Origin of the sequence: Microvirga zambiensis WSM3693 (assembly GCF_016735695.1) — a bacterium.
Lineage (GTDB): Bacteria > Pseudomonadota > Alphaproteobacteria > Rhizobiales > Beijerinckiaceae > Microvirga > Microvirga zambiensis.
On record NZ_JAERQD010000001.1, the window covers coordinates 67793 to 85826 of the forward strand.

The window sequence follows — 18034 nt, forward strand, 5'->3', positions numbered from 1 at the left end:
GTTGTCAGCTCTCATGCTGCCATATCGCGGTAGGGGTCGGCGATGCCAAGGGTGGCGAGCGCCTTGACCTCCAGACCTTCCATGATCTCCGCCTCCGCCTCGACTTCGTGGTCGTAGCCGAGAAGATGCAGAACTCCATGGACGATCAAATGGGCAAAATGATGCGCGAGCTCCTTGGATTCCTCCTCGGATTCGCGCACCAGGGTCTCGTAAGCTAAAGCAATATCGCCGAGATGGCGAGGCCCCGTCGCTCCCGGCTGCTCCGGCGCCGGAAAGGACAGCACGTTGGTGGGCTTGTCCTTCGCCCGCCATGTACGGTTCAGCTCCCGGACCTGGGCATCGTCGGTGAGCATCACGCTCGCCTCAAATGCGCCCCCGGCCTCGTAAGTGACGGCGAGCGCGGCCTCGGCCGCCTTCTGCGCCAGGGCTTCCGCATCCGGCAGGCGTTCCCACGCGCCCGCCTCGATCATGATGCCGAGCTCGATCACGGCCTGCGCTCCCGATAATCCTGGCGCGGCGGCTCCGGCGGCGCCTCGCGGGCAGCCTTGTCGTAGGCGGTGACGATGCGGCGCACGAGATCGTGACGCACAACGTCCTGCTCCTTGAAGATGACGCGGGCGATGCCCTCGACCCCCTGCAGGATGCGCACCGCCTCGACGAGGCCCGATTTCTGGCCCGGCGGCAGGTCGATCTGCGACGGATCGCCGGTGATGATCATGCGCGAGCCTTCGCCGAGACGGGTCAGGAACATCTTCATCTGCATCGAGGTGGTGTTCTGCGCCTCGTCGAGCAGAACCAGCGCGTTGGTCAGCGTGCGCCCGCGCATGAAGGCCAATGGCGCGATCTCGATCATGCCGGTCTGCAGGCCGCGGTCCACGTGCCGGGCCTCCATGAAATCGTAGAGCGCGTCATAGATCGGGCGTAAGTAAGGATCGACCTTCTCGCGCATGTCGCCGGGCAGGAAGCCGAGGCGCTCGCCCGCTTCCACGGCGGGGCGCGAGATTATCAGGCGGTCCACCTGTCCCGCTTCGAGCAGCGACACCGCATAGCCGACCGCGAGCCAGGTCTTGCCGGTGCCGGCAGGCCCTTCCGCGAAGACGAGCTCGTTCTGCTTGATCGCCTTGATATAGGCGTTCTGCGCCGCGTTGCGGGCGCGCACCGCCCCGCGCCGGCGGGTGGAGATCTGGTCGAAGGCGGTCATGCCCGGAACCGGCGGTTCCTCGGCGGCGGGAAAGAGGCTGCCCTGCAGGGTGCTTTCCTCGACCGCGCCGTCCACGTCGCCGGGGCCGAGCGCTCCGCCCTGGCGGGCGCGCTCATAGAGGCCTTCCAGCACGCGGCGTGCCATCTCGGAGGCTTCCGGCGTGCCCTTCACCGTGACCCGGTTGCCGTTGGCGATGGCGGTCACGTTGAGGCGCCGTTCCAGATGGGCGAGGTTCTGGTCGTATTGTCCGAAGACGAGGCTGGCGAGGCGGTTGTCCTCGAAGGTGAGGATGATCTCGGCCTCTTCGACGACGCCGGGATGCAGGCTGCCGGCGTTCCGTCCCTTTTGTGCACGTGCGGTCGCGTTGTCCGCTGGGCTCAAATGCCTCTCCTCTGAATGTTCGCCGCAAGGCTCGCGGCCAACGAATATGGGGTCTTTCGGTACAACGATCTAGCGCATCGTGCGGAAAAGTGGCTCCGGTTTTCGCTTGCGCGGCCCGCTGGGTCCGCGCTCAACGATGCGCTCGTCAAACAGTGGAGCACCGGATTGGATCCCAAAAGTGGGTCCACTTTTGGGTCCGATGCTCTAAGCCGCTTCCTGGCTGCCGGATCCGACCCATTCCCCGAGCAGGCTGTTGGAGCCGGCCTGGGTGATCCGCACCGTCACGATCTCGCCGATGGCGTGGCTCTCGCTCGCGAAATGCACGGCCTGCAGATAGGGCGACTTGCCCGCCATCTGGCCCGGATGACGACCAGGCTTCTCCACGAGAACGTCGAGACTCTGGCCCACGGTTCCGCGATTGAAGGCCTGGCGCTGCACTTCCAGCAGAGTCTGCAGCCGCGCCAGACGCTCGGCCTTCACGGCCTCGCTCACCTGGTTCTCGATCTCCGCCGCAGGCGTGCCGGGGCGGGGGCTGTACTTGAACGAGAAGGAGCTGGCAAAGCCCACATCGGATATGAGCCGCATGGTCTCCTCGAACTCCGCATCGGTCTCGCCGGGGAAGCCGACGATGAAGTCGGAGGACAGTGCCAGATTGGGCTGCGCCTTGCGGATGCGCTCGATCAGGCGGCGGTACTCGTCGCCGGTATGCTTGCGGTTCATCACGTCGAGAATGCGGTCGGAGCCGGATTGCACCGGCAGGTGAAGATAGGGCATCACCGCAGGCAGATCGCGATGGGCGGCGATCAGCTCGTCGTCCATGTCGCGCGGATGGCTCGTGGTGTAGCGCAGGCGTGCGATGCCGGGCACCTCCGCCAGGCGATGCAGCAGCCGGCCCAGCGACCAGACCGAGCCGTCCGGTCCCTCGCCGTGATAGGCGTTCACATTCTGCCCGATCAGCGTCAGCTCGCGCACGCCCGCATCGGCAAGGCGCAGGGCCTCGTCGAGGATTTTTGCGACCGGGCGCGAGACCTCCGCGCCGCGGGTATAGGGCACGACGCAGAACGTGCAGAACTTGTCGCAGCCTTCCTGAATGGTGAGGAAGGCCGACACGCCGCGGGTCCTGATGGCCGCCTTCGAGGGCTTGGGCAGATGATCGAACTTGTCCTCGACCGGAAATTCCGTGTCGACGATGCGATCAGCGCGCGACTTCTTCAAGAGCGCCGGCAGGTTGTGGTAGTTCTGCGGACCCACCACCACGTCCACGGCGGGCGCCCGGCGCAGAATCTCCTTGCCCTCGGCCTGCGCGACGCAGCCGGCGACGACAACCCTGGTCTCCTGGCCCTGAGCCTGCCGCTCCTGCTTCAGCTCGCGCACGCGGCCGAGCTCGGAATAGACTTTCTCGGCGGCCTTCTCGCGGATGTGGCAGGTATTGAGGATGACGAGATCCGCCTCCTCCATCGCCTTGGTCTCGCTATAGCCTTCGGTCGCCAGCATGTCCGCCATGCGCTCGGCGTCATAGACGTTCATCTGGCAGCCATAGGATTTGACGAAAACTTTTTTCACGAGGTCGGACCGCTTCTGCTTTGAAATCGAGCGCCCTTTTAAGCCTTTTATACGTGCAAGAGAATAGCGGCCGTTTGGCTCAAGGAATCCCAGTTGCTTCGGCCGGTTGCAAACCCGTCTCGTCATCCCCGGGCTTGTCCCGGGGACCCACGTCTTCGCAGCGCCACGGTTCCCAAGAGCATCGGACGGATCCGTCTCGACCGATGCTCTCATTCAAGAAGAAAGCATCAGAATCATCCCAAAAGTGCAAATCCACTTTTGGGTCCGATGCATTAGACGTGGGTGGCCGGATCAAGTCCGGCCATGACGGGCGGTGTGAGTTTCAGGCGATGTCTCTCACTCCCGAAACGCGCCCTCCACCGGCGCCGACAATTCCGCATCGGCGGCGAGGATCTCGGCGATCACCTTCGCGAAGGCCGGACGCGCGCTGACCCGCGTATACCAGGAGGCCAGGGCGTCGTGGCCTTTGAGCGATGGACCACCGAGGCGGCGGGTCCAGAACACGGCCATGAAGACCGCGATGTCGGCGGCGGAGAAGGTGCCGCAGAGATAATCCCGGCCCTGCAGCTTCCGGTCGAGCTCGGCGAATTGGCCGGAAAGGACCGGCTCGGCCTCCCGTGCCTTCAGCTCCTGCGCGTCCCGGCGCGCGAGATCGTCGGGCTTCGGCTCGGTGCGATGCATCAGGAAGCGCAAGGGGGCGAGCATGACCTCGTCGGCGAAGAGGTCGAGCAATCGGCAGCGGGCGCGCTCCGCCGGTGCCTTCGGAAAGAGCGCCGGCTCGGGATAGGCATCCTCGAGATATTCCAGGATCAATGTCGAATCGTAGAGGGACAGATCGCCGTCGACGATGACCGGGACCTGTCCCTTGGGGTTGATCGCCATCACCTCCGGGTTCCGGGGGCTGTATCCCTTCGTCTGGGTGAACGGCACCAGGATCTGCTCGAAGGCGAGCCCCTTCTCGCGAAGCGCGATTTCGACCTTGCGCGAGAAGAGACTGACAGGTCCGGAATAAAGCTTCATCGGGTCGGCTTTCGGGACTTCAGCGGCTGAAGGTGGTGGGCAGGTGATCCTGCCAGGAGGCAGCATTCAAGCCATCCACATCGGCCCGCGACAAGCCGATATCGGCCAGCGCCCTGTCGTCCATCTGGTAGAGTTCCTTCGAGCTCTTGCGCCGGTCGAGCCAGGATTCGAAGCGCAGGAGCAGCTCAAGCACGTTGTTCCGGTGCTCGCGGCGGGCAGCGTGGAGCCCAAGATTTGCTGAGGCATATCCGATCGCCATGACAGGTCTCCTTGAATGGCTTTCCATTGAGGAGAAATGTGCTCCTGTGATAGGTTATAAGCAAACGAGAAGATCTTCAGTTCAGCCCAAGGAAAGCTTGGGCATCAGACCGGATCCGCCATGTCCCGCCGCCGTCTTCCGCCACTCAATTCCTTACGCGCCTTCGAGGCCGCGGCGCGCCATCTGAACTTCGAGAAGGCCGGCGACGAAATCGCCGTGACGGCGAGCGCCGTGGGCCAGCAGGTGAAATCGCTCGAGGCCTGGCTCGGGCGGCCGCTCTTCCTGCGCCAGCCGAGCCGCGGCGTTGTGCTGACGCCGCTCGGCGAGCATTACGCCGCCTCGCTCTCCGACATTCTCGACCGGCTCGACGACGCGACGGCGCAGGCCCTGCGCTCCGACCGCTCCAGCGTGATCACGGTGAGCTCCATGCCGAGCTTCGCCGCCGGCTGGCTGATCCCTCGTCTCGGCTCGCTGAAGGCGCAGCATCCGGATCTGGAGGTGCGGGTCTCCGTCGATACGCGGCTGACCGATTTCGCCCGCGAGGACGTGGATGTGGCGATCCGTTTCGGGCGCGGAAACTATCCCGGCCTGCGCTCGAACCTTCTAATGGAGGAGTATTTCTTCGCCGTCTGCAGCGCATCCCTGATGGGTGATTCGAAGCGGCCGCTGAACGAGCCCGCGGATCTGCGCCATCACACGCTGCTGCACGAAGCTGTCGAGACCATCCCGGACTACACGACCTGGGATCGCTGGCTCGCATCCATCGGCGTGACGGGCATCGACACCTCCCGAGGCCCGCGCTTCGCCCATACCTATCTCTGCCTGCAGGCGGCGGCCTCCGGCCAGGGCGTGGCGCTCGCCACCAACGTGCTGATCGGCGATTACCTGCAGGCCGGCCGCCTGATCCAGCCCTTCCCGCAGCAGGTGAAGGGATCCTATCAATATTACGTCGTCTGCCCCGAGGCGACGGCCGACCGCCCGGCGCTCTCCGCGTTCCGGTCCTGGCTGCTGGCGGAGGCAAGGGCGCATGTGGAGGCGGCAAGGGTTTAATCCAACCCGTCATGGCCGGGCTTGTCCCGGCCACCCACGTCTTTGGACCCCCAGCGCTGCAAAAGACGTGGGTCCCCGGGACAAGCCCGGGGATGACGGCGGAGGCGACGCCATGACGAGTGTTGTGCTCACGCCGCCTTCAGCGCGCGCCGCACTTCCGATTCGGCGAACGCGGTCGCCTGCTTGCGGCTGCCGTTGAACGGGATCGGATCGCCCCAGGTCACGACCACGTCGAGGGGAACGCCGCGGATGAACAGTTTGAGATGGGGCCCAAGGTCCATGTCGCCGTACCAGGCGATGAAGGGGCGCTCGCGCCGGGTCACGGGCAGCCCGTTGCGGTTCGTATAGGCGATGGCGAGCGGCTGCAGGAATACGCGCTCGACACTGTCGTGCATCAGCGCGGTCTGGGCCGCGCCGACGAGGGATGAGCGGAAGGGCAGGAGCCGGTTGCCGTCGCTGGTGGTGCCCTCGGCGAACAGCACGATCGCCTCGCCTTTCACGAGGCGATGGGCGAGGGCGGCGTTGACCTCCGCCGTCGCCTTGCGGCGCTGGCGGTCGATGAAGACGGAGCGCTGCAGCCGCGCGAACAGGCCGACCACGGGCCAGCCTGCGACCTCCGATTTCGCGATGAACGAGAGCGGATGCAGCGAGCCGATCACGGGGATGTCGAGCCAGGAGACGTGGTTCGACACCACGATGGTCGGCGCGTCGGTGGGCGGCGTACCCCGCTCGATCACGCGGACATTGAAGAGTTTGAGCAGAATCCGGTGAAACCACACCGGCAATACGTGCAGGACCGACGACCAGCCGAAATGCAGGGCGAGCATCTGCAGCGGAATGAGCACGAGGCTGCACAGGCCGAGCAGGAGCAGCCGGAAGACGGAGGCGATCTGCGTCACGCCTCGTCCCTGTCGAGGGGCACCGCATAGAGCTCGAGCCGGTGATAGACCACCTTGTAGCCGAGCCGCTTTGCGATCTCGTTCTGCAGCGCCTCGATCTCCTCGGAGCGGAACTCGATCACGGCTCCGGTCTCGAGATTGATGAGGTGATCGTGGTGCTCGCGCGCGGCCTGCTCGTAGCGCGAGCGGCCGTCGCGGAAATCGAGCCGCTCGAGAATGCCCTCGGTCTCGAACAGTTTCACCGTGCGATAGACCGTGGACAGCGAGATACGGTCGTCCACCACCGCGGCACGCCGGTGCAGCTCCACCACGTCCGGATGGTCTTCCGCCGCGTCGAGGATCTGCGCGATGATGCGGCGCTGGCCGGTCATGCGCAGGCCCTTGTTGCGGCAGGCGCGCTCGATGGCGTCCGACCGGCGCGGCTTGGCGGATGTCATGTTGCGTGGGGCCACGGCTTACCTACTCCTCACCGAGGCTTATAGGGGACACGGGCTAGAGGGCCAAGGCCATGGTCAGCGCCGCGACCCTCGTTCCGTCGGGCTTGCGGTAATAGCCCTCGCGGCGTCCGGTCTCCGCGAAGCGCAGGCGGCGATAGAGCGCGATCGCAGGCAGGTTGCCTTCCTCGACCTCGAGATGCACGCGGGCAACACCCTTGCGCGAGAGCGCGTCGAGATGGTGCGCAAGGAGCGGGCGTGAATGGCCCCTGCCCCGCGCCTCGGGAGCGACGGCGACCGTGATGATCTCTGCCTCGTCGAGCACGATCCGCGACAGGACGAAGCCCGCCGGCTTGGACGCGCGTCCGAGAAAGAGCCCGTCGGCGAGGACGCCGCGTTCTCCGAGCAGACGCTCGAAGTCGAGGGTGCTCCAGCCGCGGGAGAAGGCGGAGGCATGGATGGCGGCAAGCCGCGCGGCGGCCTCGGTGCCCAGAGCCGCGCAGCGCGGGGCGGGCGGATGGATGAACCGGTCGAGAATGCTCATTGCGAGATTCTCATTGCCGGGCGATTCGGGCCCCGTCCTGCGGCTTGGCGTCGGGCTCGCGCAGATAGAGCGGCTTCGGCAGGGCCTGATTCGGATCGGCGAGGGCGCCTAGCCGCGCGACCCAGCCGATATCGGGAAAGCCCGACACTTCGCCGATATGGGCCTCGACACCCTGTGCCCTCGCCTCGGCGGCGAGCATCGCAGCCGCCGATCCGGCGACGAGGATCGGGCCGGAGCCGAGAAGGCGGATCGCCTCGCGATAGGTCATGAGTCCCGGCGGAATGATGGTGCGTCCGCCGGCGGCGATGGCCTGGATGTAGATATGGCCGTGCTTGGCATCGATGGCGGCGGTGAAGAGCCCGCGCCGGTCGCCGACCATGAGGGGCGCGAGAAAGGCCGAGAGCGTCGCGACCCCGACCACCGGGATGCCGGCGGCAAGACCGATGCCCCGCGCGGCGCTGATGCCGACCCTGAGGCCCGTATAGCTGCCGGGGCCGACCGTGACGGCGACCCGGTCCAGCCCCTCGAAGCCGCCCTCGACCTGCGCGGAAAGCCGGTCGAGCAGCGGCATAAGGGCCTCCGCATGGCCGCGCTCCATGGGAATGGTCTCGGCCGCCAGCGGCACGGGCTCTCCCGCCTGGAGAATGCAGGCCGAGCAGGCGCCGAGGGCGGTATCGATGGCAAGGACACGCAAGCTTCGTCTCCGTCAGGTCTCCGTTTCTTTAGAGCAGGTAGCGCGGGAAAGGGAACCCGGAAATCGGGCCTCGGCACGTGAGCCTCGCTGCTCCCTCCGCCGTCATGGCCGGGCTTGTCCCGGCCACCCACGTCTTAGCAGCGCTGCGGTTCCCAAGACGTGGGTCCCCGGGACGAGCCCGGGGATGACGTCGGTGGGTGGGATGGACGGTGGGAGGATAACGTCAGCGGTGAGGTTGCAGATGTCGTGCCTCAGCCCTGCGGCAAAGCGCTCGCCTCATATTGTGCCGCGAATTCCGCGCTCGGTGGGATCGGCTTGATCACGTCGATCAGCACGCCGTTAGGGTCGCTGGTGATGAAATGGCGCTGGCCGAAGGGCTCGTCGCGAAGCGGGATCAGGATCGGCAGACCGGCCGCCTGTACCTCCCGGTAGAGGGCGTCCGGATCCTCGATCTCGAAGTTCAGGATCATCCCGGCGGCGGGGCGCCGGGCCTGTGGCGGGATCGTGTCGTGTTCGCTGTCGAGGATCGCCAGATTGACGGATTCGTCGCCGGCGAACTGAAGATGCACGTACCAGTCGCTGCTGAAGGCGGGCCGGAAGCCGAAATGCGCTTCATAGAAGGCGGCGGTGCCGGCCACGTCGCCGGTCAGGATCACCGGGTAATAGCTCGTAATCTTCATCCCTGTTCAACCTCCGCCATTTGACATACATTCTGCATGTTTCTGGCAAATAACATACAGGCTGTATGTATGCAACCAAGGCGAACCAATCCCGAGAGGGCGGAGGCGACCAGGGCAGCCCTGCTCGAGGCCGCGCGGGCGCTTTTCGTCGAGAAGGGCTATGCCAAAACCTCTACGCCGGAGATCGTCGAGGCGGCCAAGGTGACGCGCGGGGCGCTCTATCACCACTTCGCCGACAAGCCCGATCTGTTCCGTGCCGTGCTGGAACGGGAGGCCCAGGCGGTGGCCGACGAGATCGAGGCGGCCGCGTCTCCAGGTCCGGCGCCGCGCGCGGCCGTCATCGCCGGAAGCCTCGCCTATCTCGACGCCATGTCCGTTCCGGGACGGACGCGGCTGCTTCTCGTCGATGGCCCGGCCGTGCTCGGACCATCGGAAATCGCCTCCATCGACGAGGCCCATGCCGCGCGAAGCCTGCGCGAAGGGCTGGAAGCAGCGTTAGGGCCTAAACCGCGCGCCTTTTCCATTCCGGCCATGACCGCTCTACTGTCCGCGGCCTTCGACCGGGCGGCGCTCGCCATCGAGGCGGGCTCCGATCCGGCAGCATTCAGGTCGGCTATGATCAGTCTCGTCGAGCGGGTCGTGCCGCCCGCGTGAGGGATATTCTGACGATCCAGGTCTACCTCCAACCTCATCCTGAGGAGCAGCGCAGCTGCGTCTCGAAGGAGGATCCAGCGCACACTGGAGGCGCCCTCGTCCTTCGAGACGCCGCCTACGGCGGCCCTCAGGATGAGGGCTTAGGGCGATGCAGATTTGAGCCGAATTTTCACGCGACCGTGCAGAAATCCTCGAATGCGAGGCGCGGCTGGCGCTCATGGAGCTTTTCCGGAATGCCGTAGCCGAGATTGATCAGAAAATTCGACTTGTACCGGCCGCCGGGGAAGAAGGCCTCGTCGACGCCCCGGCGGTCGAACCCGCCCATGGGGCCGCAATCGAGCCCAAGCGACCGAGCCGCCATGATGAGATAGGCGCCCTGCAGGCACGAGCCCTGGAACCCGGCCCGCTCGATCGCGTCGGGCTTGCCGGCGAACCAGCTGCGGGCATCCGGGCTGTTCGGGGCGAGGTAGAACAGTTTTTCGTAGAACTCCGTGTCGTAGGCGACGATCACGGTCGCCGGTGCGCTCATGGTCTGGCGCAGATTGCCTTCGTCGAGATGCGGCCGAAGCTTCTCCTTGGCTTGAGGAGACACCACGAAGACGAAGCGGCCGGGGCAGGAATTGGCGCTCGTCGGGCCCATTTTCGCAAGCTCGGCGACCTCGCGCAGGGTTGCTTCCGGGATCGCTCGGTCCTGCCACCAGCGATGAGTGCGGGCGTCGCGGAAAAGCCGGTCGAGGACGGCATCGGGCAGGGCGGACAACAGGCGAACTCCAAAGAAAAAGCGCGGCTCGAAAGGGGCCGCGCTTCGATAGCTGAAACCTCAGGCGTGAATCAAACCTGGAGGTTAAACCGCCTGCACCTCGCGCACGTCCGGCAGGAAGTGGCGCAGCAGGTTCTGGATGCCGTGGCGCAGGGTCGCCGTCGAGGACGGGCAGCCCGAGCAGGCGCCCTTCATGACGAGATAGACGGTGCCGTCCTTGAAGCCGCGGAAGGTGATATCGCCGCCGTCGCCGGCCACCGCCGGGCGGATGCGGGTCTCGAGCAGCTCCTTGATGGTCTCCACCGTCGAGGCGTCCTCGGGGTCGAAGAACTCCTCGCCATCCTCTTCCGTGGCGCCGTAGCCGTTGGCGAAGAGCGGCGCGCCGGTCATGAAATGCTCCATGATCCCGCCGAGGATGGCGGGCTTCAGGTGCTGCCACTCGCCATCCGCCTTGGTCACGGTGACGAAATCGTAGCCGAAGAAGACGCCAGTGACGCCCGGAACGGCGAAAAGGCGCTGCGCCAGGGGCGAGACCTCGCCCTGTTCGGGCGTCTTCGCCTCGAAGGTTCCTTCGGGCATGACCACGCGGCCGGGCAGGAATTTCAGGGTTGCAGGATTGGGGGTGGCTTCGGTCTGGATGAACATCGCTTCGAGATCCTCTGCGCCGGTTCAAGGCCGGCCGAGCATGGGTGTTAGAATCGTTCTAACAGGTTCCGGTCTCAATGTGGAATGGATCGGGGTGGATTCCAAGGGGAGAACGTATTCACTCGCGTCAAGGCCGGGGTCGCATGGCGGGATCCGGACTCGGGTGACGAATGTGGCGCGATTTCCCTCCCCCTTGCGGGGAGGGGTAGGGGTAGGGGTGGTTCGACGGGATGAGTGTTGAACAGATGAGGCTGTAGCAGCTTTCATGCTTTCGATGAGGTGCGGAGCTTCGACTTTGCGACCCCCACCCTCGATCCCTCCCCGCAAGGGGGAGGGAAGGACGCCTCAACCCGCCAGCGCGTCGATCTCTTCGTCCGACAGGCTGCCCGGCACGATGACGATGGGGACGGGGAAGGAGGCGGCGGCCTTGCCGGCCAGCGTCGAGACCAGGGGGCCGGGTCCCTCCTTGCCGCTGCCGGCGGCAAGCACAAGGAAGGAGATGTCCTCGTCCTCGTTGATGAGCTTGATGATCTCGTCGGCCCGGTTTCCCACACGGATCGCCTGTTCCGGCTCGACGCCCGCGGCGCTGCGGGCCTCGCGGGCGGCGGCATCGAGCCGCTTCTGCGCCTCTTCGCTCGCCTCCTCGATCATCGCTTCGCCGACGCCGATCCACTCGAAATTGTCCGGCGGATCCACCACGGCGAGCATGACCAGGCTCGCACCAGTGCGCGCTGTTCGCCTTGAGGCGAAATGCACTGCGCGGGCACATTCCGGGGTCTGGTCGATGACCACCATGAATTTCGGCCGGTGGCCGGATTCGAAGGATCGGCGCTTGCCGCTCACAGCACGCTCTCCTGCATCGGGACAGATGCTGCCCTGCCCTGAGGGCAAGAGCAAGCCCAGGCATCAGCAGCATTTTTAGGCATCAGCGCGCGCGCACGAAACCGACGATGTCCTTGACCGCGTCCATGGTCACGGAAGCGATGGCGCGGGCCCGGGCGGAGCCGTCAGCCAGCACCGCATCGATATGGCCGGGATCGGCCATGAGGCGGCGCATCTCGTCGGCGACGGGCGAGAGCTTGGTCACCGCCACGTCGACGAGCGCGGCCTTGAAGCCGGAGAACTGCGAGCCGCCGTGCTGGCGCAGCACCTCGTCCGGCGTCATGTCCATGAGCGCGGCATAGATCGCCACCAGGTTCTCGGCTTCAGGCCGGGTCTTCAGGCCCTCGACCTCGGAAGGCAACGGCTCCGGATCGGTCTTCGCCTTGCGGATCTTCTGGGCGATGGTGTCGGCATCGTCGGTGAGGTTGATGCGCGAATAATCGGACGGGTCCGATTTCGACATCTTCTTCGAGCCGTCGCGCAGCGACATGACGCGGGTCGCAGGACCCTGGATCATCGGCTCGGTGAGCGGGAAGAAGGCCTCGCCGAAGCCGTGCGCGGCGATCGATTCGGCCCAGTCGTTGTTGAACTTCTGAGCGATGTCGCGGGTCAGCTCGAGATGCTGCTTCTGGTCCTCGCCCACCGGCACGTGGGTGGCGCGATAGACAAGGATGTCGGCCGCCATCAGGTCCGGATAGGCATAGAGGCCGACGGAGGCGTTCTCCCGGTCCTTGCCGGCCTTGTCCTTGAACTGGGTCATGCGGTTGAGCCAGCCGAGGCGGGCGACGCAGTTGAACACCCAGGCGAGTTCCGCATGCTGCGGCACCTGGCTCTGGTTGAACACGATATGGCGCTTCGGGTCGATGCCGGCGGCGATGAAGGCGGCAGTCACCTCGCGGATCTGGCGGGTGAGATCGGCCGGGTTCTGCGGCACCGTGATCGCATGCATGTCCACGACGCAGTAGATGCAGTCGTGGGTCTCCTGCATCGTCACGAAGCGCTTGATGGCGCCGAGATAATTCCCGAGATGAAGGTTTCCGGTCGGCTGAACGCCCGAGAATACCAGCTCCTTGAACTGCGCCATCGCCTTGAACTCCCACAGGGGCAGGTGCGGTTCCACGTCAGCCGCCAACAGCCCCGGATATCGTCTGACTGCTTTTCTTGAGACGAAGCACGGACCGCTTCGCCGGAAAATGGTCCATTGAGGCGCGCGTTATGACAGGGCCGCGCCACGATGCAAGGGTTCTCATGGGTTCTCAGGCGTTTTTTGGGTTCTCATGCGTTTTTCGTGAGAGAGGCCCAGTCGCTGCGGGTCACGGCGCCGGTGGCGAAGGCGGCGAGGGCATAGAGCGCGAGGCCGCCGAGGCAGAGGGCGGCCAAGGACGCGGCGCCCGCCTGCGGAGTCAGGCGCATGGCGGCAAGAAGCCCGAGGCTCATGGCGAGCACCGCGGCCGCGGTTCGCGCAACGCGAACCGCAAGCGCCCGGTCAGGCTGCCAGAGGCCGAATCGGTGCAGGCCGAACGCCACCGCGCCGGCATGGCCGAGACAGCCGATGCTGACCCCGAGCGCGATCCCGGTCGGGCCGAGGGGAAAGGCGAGGAAGACACTGGCGACCACGGTCAGGACGAGACCGACGATGGCGGCCATGAGCGCCGCACGTAAGGAGCCGCAGGCGAACAGGCTCTGGCTCAGCACCTTCGCCACGGTGGCGAAAGGCAGGCCGAGGCTGAGCGCCGCGAGCACCATGGCGGTCCCTTCCGCATCCGCGGATTCGAAGGCGCCGCGCTCGAACAGGACCGCGCTCATCGGCCGGGCCAGGATCACCAGGGCGGCGCCCGCAGGCAGGGAGAGCAGCAGCGCCGCCTCGAGCGCCCGGTTCTGCGCCGCGGCGATGGCCTGCAACTCGCCGGCCCGATAGCGCCGGGCGAGTTCCGGCAGCAGCAGGCTCGCGCCGAGCGCGGCCATCAATCCGAGCGGCAGCTGCATCACGCGTTCCGCATAGTAGAGCCACGACACGCCGGACGGCCAGAACGAGGCGATCTGGGAGGCGGCCAGGATGAAGATCTGCACCGCGCCGCTCGCCACGAGGGCGGGAAAGCCGGCAAGCAAAAGGTTCTTCATCAGCGGCGACCAGCGCGGCGCACGGAAGCTGACGAGGCGCGGCCTGTCGTGCAGGAGCGCAGCAGTGACGATGCAGAGCTGGATCAGGCCGGCGAGGCTCGATGCGGCGGCGAGCCACGCCGCCCTCTCGGCGAGCGGCAGGGTGAAGCCTGCTTCGATGACGACGAGCGCCAGGATGAGCCCGCCATTGACCACGAGCGGCGCAAGAGCGGTGGCCGCGAAGCGCCCGCGCATGTTGAGAAGGGCCGCGCCGATGGAGGCCAGCGTCACGCAGACGACGATGGGAAAGGACAGGCGCGTATAGAGCGCCACCAGCGCCAGGGTTCCATCGTCGTGAAGGCCCGGCGCGAGAATGAACGCGAGAAGTCCCGCGCCGATCTCCACGACGCCTGTCAGGGCGAGGAGCGCGAGCCCGAAGATGCCAAGCACGTCGCCCGCAATCGCCGCGGCCTCCTCCGGCTCCTGGCGGCTCAGGGCCGGAATCAGCGCCGGATTGAGCCCGCCCTCGCCGACGATGCGGCGCACCAGGTTCGGCAGCCGGAAGGCCGCGAGAAACGCATCCGCCACCGGGCCTGCCCCCAGCGCCTGCGCGAACAGCACGTCGCGCACGAAGCCGAGAACGCGCGAGGCGACCGAGCCGAGACCGACCAGGAGGGAGGAGCGGATAAGCGACATGCCCTTCGGGCTTAGCCGGTCGTCCGAGAGGCCGCAACTTCCCTCTCAGACGCTTACGTCATGGCCGGGTTCATCCCGGCCATCTCGGTCCCTTGAGGCGCCGCGCTCTATGCAATCGGGATCACCGGCACAAGGCCGGTGATGACGTTGAGGGTATAAAACAGCTCACCCCCGCGCCCGGGCGATGGCCTCGCGCTTCTGCTCCAGGCTCATGCCGCCGATATAGGCTTCCGTCCCGATCAGGAAGGATGGGGTGGCGACGAGGCCGAGATCGTTGCCGGTTGAAAACGCATCCTTCATCCATTGCGTCGTCTGCGCGCTGTCAGCGATCTCGGTCATGCGCTTCGTATCGCCACCGAGACGCTCGGCCTCGGCCAGAGCGCGGGGGCCGTCGACCGTGCCGCGCAGCTTGAACAGGGCGAGATGGAAGGGCAGGTAGCGCTCGGATCCGTAGAGCTTCAGATAGGCCAGCGCCGCCCGTGTCGCGGCCACCGACTGCGCGCTCAGCACCGCGAAGTTCACGAGCACATAGGTGAGCTCCGGCTCGGCCTTCAGCAGGTCGGGCAAGCTTTGCGCGGAGCGTTTGCACCAGGGGCAGTTGTAGTCGAAATACTCCACCATGATCACGTCGCCATGCTGGTGGCCCAGCTTCGCGATGGAGGGCAGGTTCAGCGTGTTCTCGATCAGCTCCACCGGGATCATCTGCGGCTCGGGCGCGGATTGCGCGAAGGCGGGAGCCTTCGCGCCGGCAAGGGCAAGTCCGGCAAGAAGAACGCGGCGGGACACGATCATGAATGGGAACTCTCTCAAAAACTGCGCCACTCGTGCCGGCCGATCATGGCGATGGCATGGCCAAGGTTTATCTTCTCGCAGCTTCGTGAGGGTTGGGTTAAGCGCCCGTTACGCTCGCTCACATCCCCGTCCACGACGCGATGAAGGACGGTACGTCCTCCGCCGGCATGGGACGGCCGATGCGGTAGCCCTGCACGAGGTCGCAGCTCAGGCGCTGCAGCAGCGATTGCTGAACCGCGGTCTCGACGCCCTCGGCGACGACCTCGATGCCGAGATTGCGGCCGAGGCTCAGGAGCGCCCTGACGATGGCGGCGTCGCCCGCGTCGGTTTCCAGGCCGCTCACGAAGGTCCGGTCGATCTTGATCGCATCGACCGGGAAGCGCTTGAGATGCGAGAGCGACGCATAGCCGGTGCCGAAATCGTCGAGGGCGATGGTGACGCCCTCAGCGCTCAAAGCACGCAAAGCCCGCTCGACGTATCCGGCACCGGAATCGAGGAAAACGCTCTCGGTCACCTCCACCTCGAGGCAGCTTGCCGGCAGATCCGCATGCCGCAATTCGTCGATTACGCGCTCCGCATAGTTGTCGCGCCGGAATTCGGCGGCGGAAACGTTGATGGCGATCCGGCCGATGGGCAGGCCCGCCTCGCGCCAGCGGCGCAGATCGCGGAAGATGCAGGCGCGCATGCGCTCGCCGATGGCGGTGCCGAGTTCCGTGTCGTTGAAGGCCGGGGCGATCTTTTCCGGCGATTGGATTCCGTTGCGCGGATGGTGCCAGCGCAAAAGCGCCTCGAAGCCGTTCAGCGTGCCGGCGGCCAGGATCATCTTGGGCTGGTAGAACGGCACGATCCAGTCCGACGCCAATGCGCTCGTCGCCACCTCCAGTGCGGAGGCGTTCTTCTGGGCCTCCTCGCGCATGGTTGTCACGAACATCCGGAACGAGCCCCGTCCGGACGTCTTGCTGCGGTAGAGTGCGAGATCCGCCTGCTTCTGGAGCTCCTCCGGGCTCATGCCGAATCCGAGGGAGATGGCGCCGCCGATGCTGGCGCGGCAATCGAGAAGCTTGCCGTCGCGTTTCAGAGGCTCCTGCATGCGCGACAGGATCTCATCGGCCATGGCGACGATATCCGGCTCTCCGGCGATGCCCGGCAACATCACCGCGAATTCGTCGCCGCCAAGGCGGGCTATCGTGTCGGTGCTGCGCGCAACGCTGCGCAGGCGATGGGCGAATTCCTTCAGGAGATCGTCGCCCGCGTCGTGGCCGAACCTGTCGTTGATCTGCTTGAGATGATCGAGATCCATCACCAGCAGGCCGGTGGCCGGATGCGCCTCCGATGCCGCGTCGAGCGCGCGCTGGAGGCGTTCGCGGAAGAGCCTGCGGTTGGCGAGCCCCGTCAGATCGTCGTGATGCGCGGCCCAGCGCAGGGTTTCCTCGGTAAGCTTGCGGTCGTGGATATCCTCGACAGTACCGTACCAGCGCACGACGCTGTCGTCCTCGGCCCGGCGGGCCGCGGCGCGGGAGCGGAACCAGCGATAGGATCCGTCGGCCATGCGCAGCCTGTAATCGACATCGAGCGGCTCGCTCGTCGCGATCGAGCGGGACCATTCGCGCAAGGCGTTGGGGCGATCCTCGGGATGAAGCGCTCTGCTCCAGCCGGAGCCCTCCGCTTCGCTCACGCTTATTCCGGTGCGATCCTGCCAACGGGAGGATATGTCGAGGAGATCGCCCTGTGGATCGGCCGTCCAGGAGATCTGCGGATTGAGCTCGACGGAGTTGCGATGATGCTCCTCGCTCTCGCGCAGGGCCGCGTCGTCGCGCTGCCGCTCGATGGCGAGCGCCGCCAGGTGCTGCACGGCATCCATGCGCTCGATCTCGGCCTGCGTCGGGGCGCGGGGCTCGTCGTAATAGAGTGCGAGCGTCGCGAGCACCTCGCCGGAGCGTGAGAAGACGGGCTTCGACCAGCAGGCCCGCAGGCCATAGGAGAGGGCAAGATCGCGCCATTTCGACCAGAGCGGGTCCGTCGCGATGTCGGTGACGATGACGCTACTGCGCGTGTGGGCGGCCGTCCCGCAGGAGCCGACCGTCGGCCCGACGCCTACGCCATCGATGGCGGCGCAATAGGCCGCCGGAAGGCTCGGCGCCGCGCCGTGCCGGAGCAGGTTGCTCTCGGGGTTGTAGAGCAGGATCGAGCAGCGCGCCTCGGGAATCCTCTCTTCCGCGAGCCGGCAGAGCGCCGCGAGGATCTCGCCCACCGGCTGTCCCGCGGCAACCATTTCGAGCACCCGGGCATGGCCCTGGAGGGTCTGTTCCGCATCCTTGCGGTCGTGGATGTCTTCCGTGGTGCCGTACCAGAACGCGATCGCTCCGGTCTCGTCGCGGCCGGCGGCCGAGCTCGAACGGCACCAGCGATAGGTGCCGTCAGCGGTTCTGATCCGGTATTCGCATTGATAGGGTTCGCCCGTGGCCAGGCTCTTGCGCCGCGTCTCGACCAGCCGAGGCAGATCGTCGGGATGGACCAGCTTGACCCAACCCTTGCCGACCAGCTCCTCGGGCTGCTGGCCGATCCATTCCGCCCAGCCGGGACCGACCTGTATGACGTTGCCTTCCGCGTCCGCCATCCAGGGGATCTGGCGGCTCAGCTCGAACGCATAACGATACAGGCTTTCAGTAAGTGATCGTTCTTTCCTCTGCGGCAGATGCAAGTCTTCACGAGCCCTGCCGTAGGCAGAAGCGAATGGGATATCATCGTGACGTTGCATTCAGCAGACCAGCAACCGCGAA

Annotated in this window: 19 protein-coding genes; 2 read left to right on the top strand and 17 right to left on the bottom strand. The window is 66.1% G+C overall.

Annotation, left to right across the window (positions count from 1 at the left end; all coding sequences use genetic code 11):
* Positions 1-11 precede the first annotated feature (11 nt).
* The 5 genes from ybeY to JKL46_RS00355 form a co-directional block, all read right to left on the bottom strand.
* Complete coding sequence (ybeY, locus tag JKL46_RS00335; protein WP_201829730.1) at positions 12-470, bottom strand: rRNA maturation RNase YbeY; 459 nt, start codon at positions 468-470, stop codon at positions 12-14.
* A gap of 14 nt (positions 471-484) precedes the next feature.
* Entirely contained in the window at positions 485-1582 is a 1098-nt protein-coding gene (locus JKL46_RS00340) for a PhoH family protein (protein ID WP_201829136.1), read from the bottom strand.
* A 204-nt stretch (positions 1583-1786) separates the two neighbouring features.
* Positions 1787-3145 carry a tRNA (N6-isopentenyl adenosine(37)-C2)-methylthiotransferase MiaB gene (miaB, locus tag JKL46_RS00345; RefSeq protein ID WP_201829138.1) on the bottom strand — a complete coding sequence of 453 codons (1359 nt, stop codon included), beginning with the start codon at positions 3143-3145 and terminating at the stop codon, positions 1787-1789.
* A gap of 336 nt (positions 3146-3481) precedes the next feature.
* Positions 3482-4165 carry a glutathione S-transferase family protein gene (locus JKL46_RS00350; RefSeq protein WP_201829140.1) on the bottom strand — a complete coding sequence of 228 codons (684 nt, stop codon included), beginning with the start codon at positions 4163-4165 and terminating at the stop codon, positions 3482-3484.
* A gap of 19 nt (positions 4166-4184) precedes the next feature.
* Entirely contained in the window at positions 4185-4424 is a 240-nt protein-coding gene (locus JKL46_RS00355; protein WP_201829142.1) for a DUF1127 domain-containing protein, read from the bottom strand.
* A gap of 120 nt (positions 4425-4544) precedes the next feature.
* On the opposite strand from JKL46_RS00355, the gene gcvA reads away from it, so the two are divergent.
* The gene (gcvA, locus tag JKL46_RS00360) at positions 4545-5474 is read left to right on the top strand and encodes a transcriptional regulator GcvA (RefSeq protein WP_201829144.1); all 930 of its coding nucleotides are present in this window, start codon (positions 4545-4547) and stop codon (positions 5472-5474) included.
* Positions 5475-5602: 128 nt separating this feature from the next.
* Here gcvA and olsA read toward each other — a convergent pair whose 3' ends face one another.
* The 5 genes from olsA to JKL46_RS00385 all read right to left on the bottom strand — a co-directional run bounded on the left by olsA (position 5603) and on the right by JKL46_RS00385 (position 8725).
* A complete protein-coding gene (gene olsA, locus JKL46_RS00365; RefSeq protein WP_343073990.1) occupies positions 5603-6373 on the bottom strand; it encodes a lyso-ornithine lipid O-acyltransferase in 771 nt (256 codons plus the stop codon).
* Positions 6370-6810 (bottom strand): Fur family transcriptional regulator, encoded by a 441-nt coding sequence (locus JKL46_RS00370; RefSeq protein ID WP_201829732.1) that lies wholly within the window; start codon positions 6808-6810, stop codon positions 6370-6372. Before JKL46_RS00370 ends, olsA begins: the two co-directional genes overlap by 4 nt.
* A gap of 55 nt (positions 6811-6865) precedes the next feature.
* The gene (locus JKL46_RS00375) at positions 6866-7351 is read right to left on the bottom strand and encodes a GNAT family N-acetyltransferase (RefSeq protein ID WP_201829146.1); all 486 of its coding nucleotides are present in this window, start codon (positions 7349-7351) and stop codon (positions 6866-6868) included.
* Between the two features lie 10 nt (positions 7352-7361).
* Positions 7362-8045, bottom strand: coding sequence for a tRNA (adenosine(37)-N6)-threonylcarbamoyltransferase complex dimerization subunit type 1 TsaB (gene tsaB, locus JKL46_RS00380; RefSeq protein WP_201829148.1), 684 nt, complete (start codon positions 8043-8045; stop codon positions 7362-7364).
* A 251-nt stretch (positions 8046-8296) separates the two neighbouring features.
* The gene (locus JKL46_RS00385; protein WP_201829150.1) at positions 8297-8725 is read right to left on the bottom strand and encodes a VOC family protein; all 429 of its coding nucleotides are present in this window, start codon (positions 8723-8725) and stop codon (positions 8297-8299) included.
* A gap of 69 nt (positions 8726-8794) precedes the next feature.
* Between JKL46_RS00385 and JKL46_RS00390 the strand changes: the two genes are divergently transcribed.
* On the top strand, positions 8795-9379 hold the full coding sequence (locus JKL46_RS00390; protein ID WP_201829152.1) for a TetR/AcrR family transcriptional regulator: 585 nt from the start codon (positions 8795-8797) through the stop codon (positions 9377-9379).
* Between the two features lie 169 nt (positions 9380-9548).
* Here the strand turns inward: JKL46_RS00390 and JKL46_RS00395 are convergent, their stop codons facing one another.
* The 7 genes from JKL46_RS00395 to JKL46_RS00425 form a co-directional block, all read right to left on the bottom strand.
* Complete coding sequence (locus JKL46_RS00395; protein ID WP_201829733.1) at positions 9549-10142, bottom strand: malonic semialdehyde reductase; 594 nt, start codon at positions 10140-10142, stop codon at positions 9549-9551.
* 81 nt (positions 10143-10223) lie between these two features.
* Entirely contained in the window at positions 10224-10784 is a 561-nt protein-coding gene (locus tag JKL46_RS00400; protein WP_201829154.1) for a NifU family protein, read from the bottom strand.
* 345 nt (positions 10785-11129) lie between these two features.
* Positions 11130-11627: a universal stress protein gene (locus tag JKL46_RS00405; RefSeq protein WP_201829156.1), complete on the bottom strand. Its 498-nt coding sequence runs from the start codon at positions 11625-11627 to the stop codon at positions 11130-11132.
* Between the two features lie 82 nt (positions 11628-11709).
* Positions 11710-12750: a tryptophan--tRNA ligase gene (gene trpS, locus JKL46_RS00410; protein WP_201829734.1), complete on the bottom strand. Its 1041-nt coding sequence runs from the start codon at positions 12748-12750 to the stop codon at positions 11710-11712.
* 191 nt (positions 12751-12941) lie between these two features.
* Complete coding sequence (murJ, locus tag JKL46_RS00415; protein WP_201829158.1) at positions 12942-14462, bottom strand: murein biosynthesis integral membrane protein MurJ; 1521 nt, start codon at positions 14460-14462, stop codon at positions 12942-12944.
* A gap of 165 nt (positions 14463-14627) precedes the next feature.
* On the bottom strand, positions 14628-15254 hold the full coding sequence (locus tag JKL46_RS00420; protein WP_201829160.1) for a thioredoxin domain-containing protein: 627 nt from the start codon (positions 15252-15254) through the stop codon (positions 14628-14630).
* Positions 15255-15372: 118 nt separating this feature from the next.
* Positions 15373-18012 carry a sensor domain-containing protein gene (locus JKL46_RS00425; protein ID WP_201829162.1) on the bottom strand — a complete coding sequence of 880 codons (2640 nt, stop codon included), beginning with the start codon at positions 18010-18012 and terminating at the stop codon, positions 15373-15375.
* Between the last annotated feature and the right edge of the window lie 22 nt (positions 18013-18034).

Excerpts from the sequence above, each read along its gene's own strand:
- ybeY (WP_201829730.1), bottom strand. The coding sequence starts at position 470 with ATGATCGAGGCGGGCGCGTGGGAACGCCTGCCGGATGCGGAAGCCCTG.
- JKL46_RS00350 (WP_201829140.1), bottom strand. The coding sequence starts at position 4,165 with ATGAAGCTTTATTCCGGACCTGTCAGTCTCTTCTCGCGCAAGGTCGAA.
- JKL46_RS00355 (WP_201829142.1), bottom strand. The coding sequence starts at position 4,424 with ATGGCGATCGGATATGCCTCAGCAAATCTTGGGCTCCACGCTGCCCGC.
- gcvA (WP_201829144.1), top strand. The coding sequence starts at position 4,545 with ATGTCCCGCCGCCGTCTTCCGCCACTCAATTCCTTACGCGCCTTCGAG.
- JKL46_RS00370 (WP_201829732.1), bottom strand. The coding sequence starts at position 6,810 with ATGACATCCGCCAAGCCGCGCCGGTCGGACGCCATCGAGCGCGCCTGC.
- JKL46_RS00375 (WP_201829146.1), bottom strand. The coding sequence starts at position 7,351 with ATGAGCATTCTCGACCGGTTCATCCATCCGCCCGCCCCGCGCTGCGCG.
- JKL46_RS00385 (WP_201829150.1), bottom strand. The coding sequence starts at position 8,725 with ATGAAGATTACGAGCTATTACCCGGTGATCCTGACCGGCGACGTGGCC.
- JKL46_RS00390 (WP_201829152.1), top strand. The coding sequence starts at position 8,795 with ATGCAACCAAGGCGAACCAATCCCGAGAGGGCGGAGGCGACCAGGGCA.
- JKL46_RS00400 (WP_201829154.1), bottom strand. The coding sequence starts at position 10,784 with ATGTTCATCCAGACCGAAGCCACCCCCAATCCTGCAACCCTGAAATTC.
- trpS (WP_201829734.1), bottom strand. The coding sequence starts at position 12,750 with ATGGCGCAGTTCAAGGAGCTGGTATTCTCGGGCGTTCAGCCGACCGGA.
- murJ (WP_201829158.1), bottom strand. The coding sequence starts at position 14,462 with ATGTCGCTTATCCGCTCCTCCCTCCTGGTCGGTCTCGGCTCGGTCGCC.
- JKL46_RS00420 (WP_201829160.1), bottom strand. The coding sequence starts at position 15,254 with ATGATCGTGTCCCGCCGCGTTCTTCTTGCCGGACTTGCCCTTGCCGGC.
- JKL46_RS00425 (WP_201829162.1), bottom strand. The coding sequence starts at position 18,012 with ATGCAACGTCACGATGATATCCCATTCGCTTCTGCCTACGGCAGGGCT.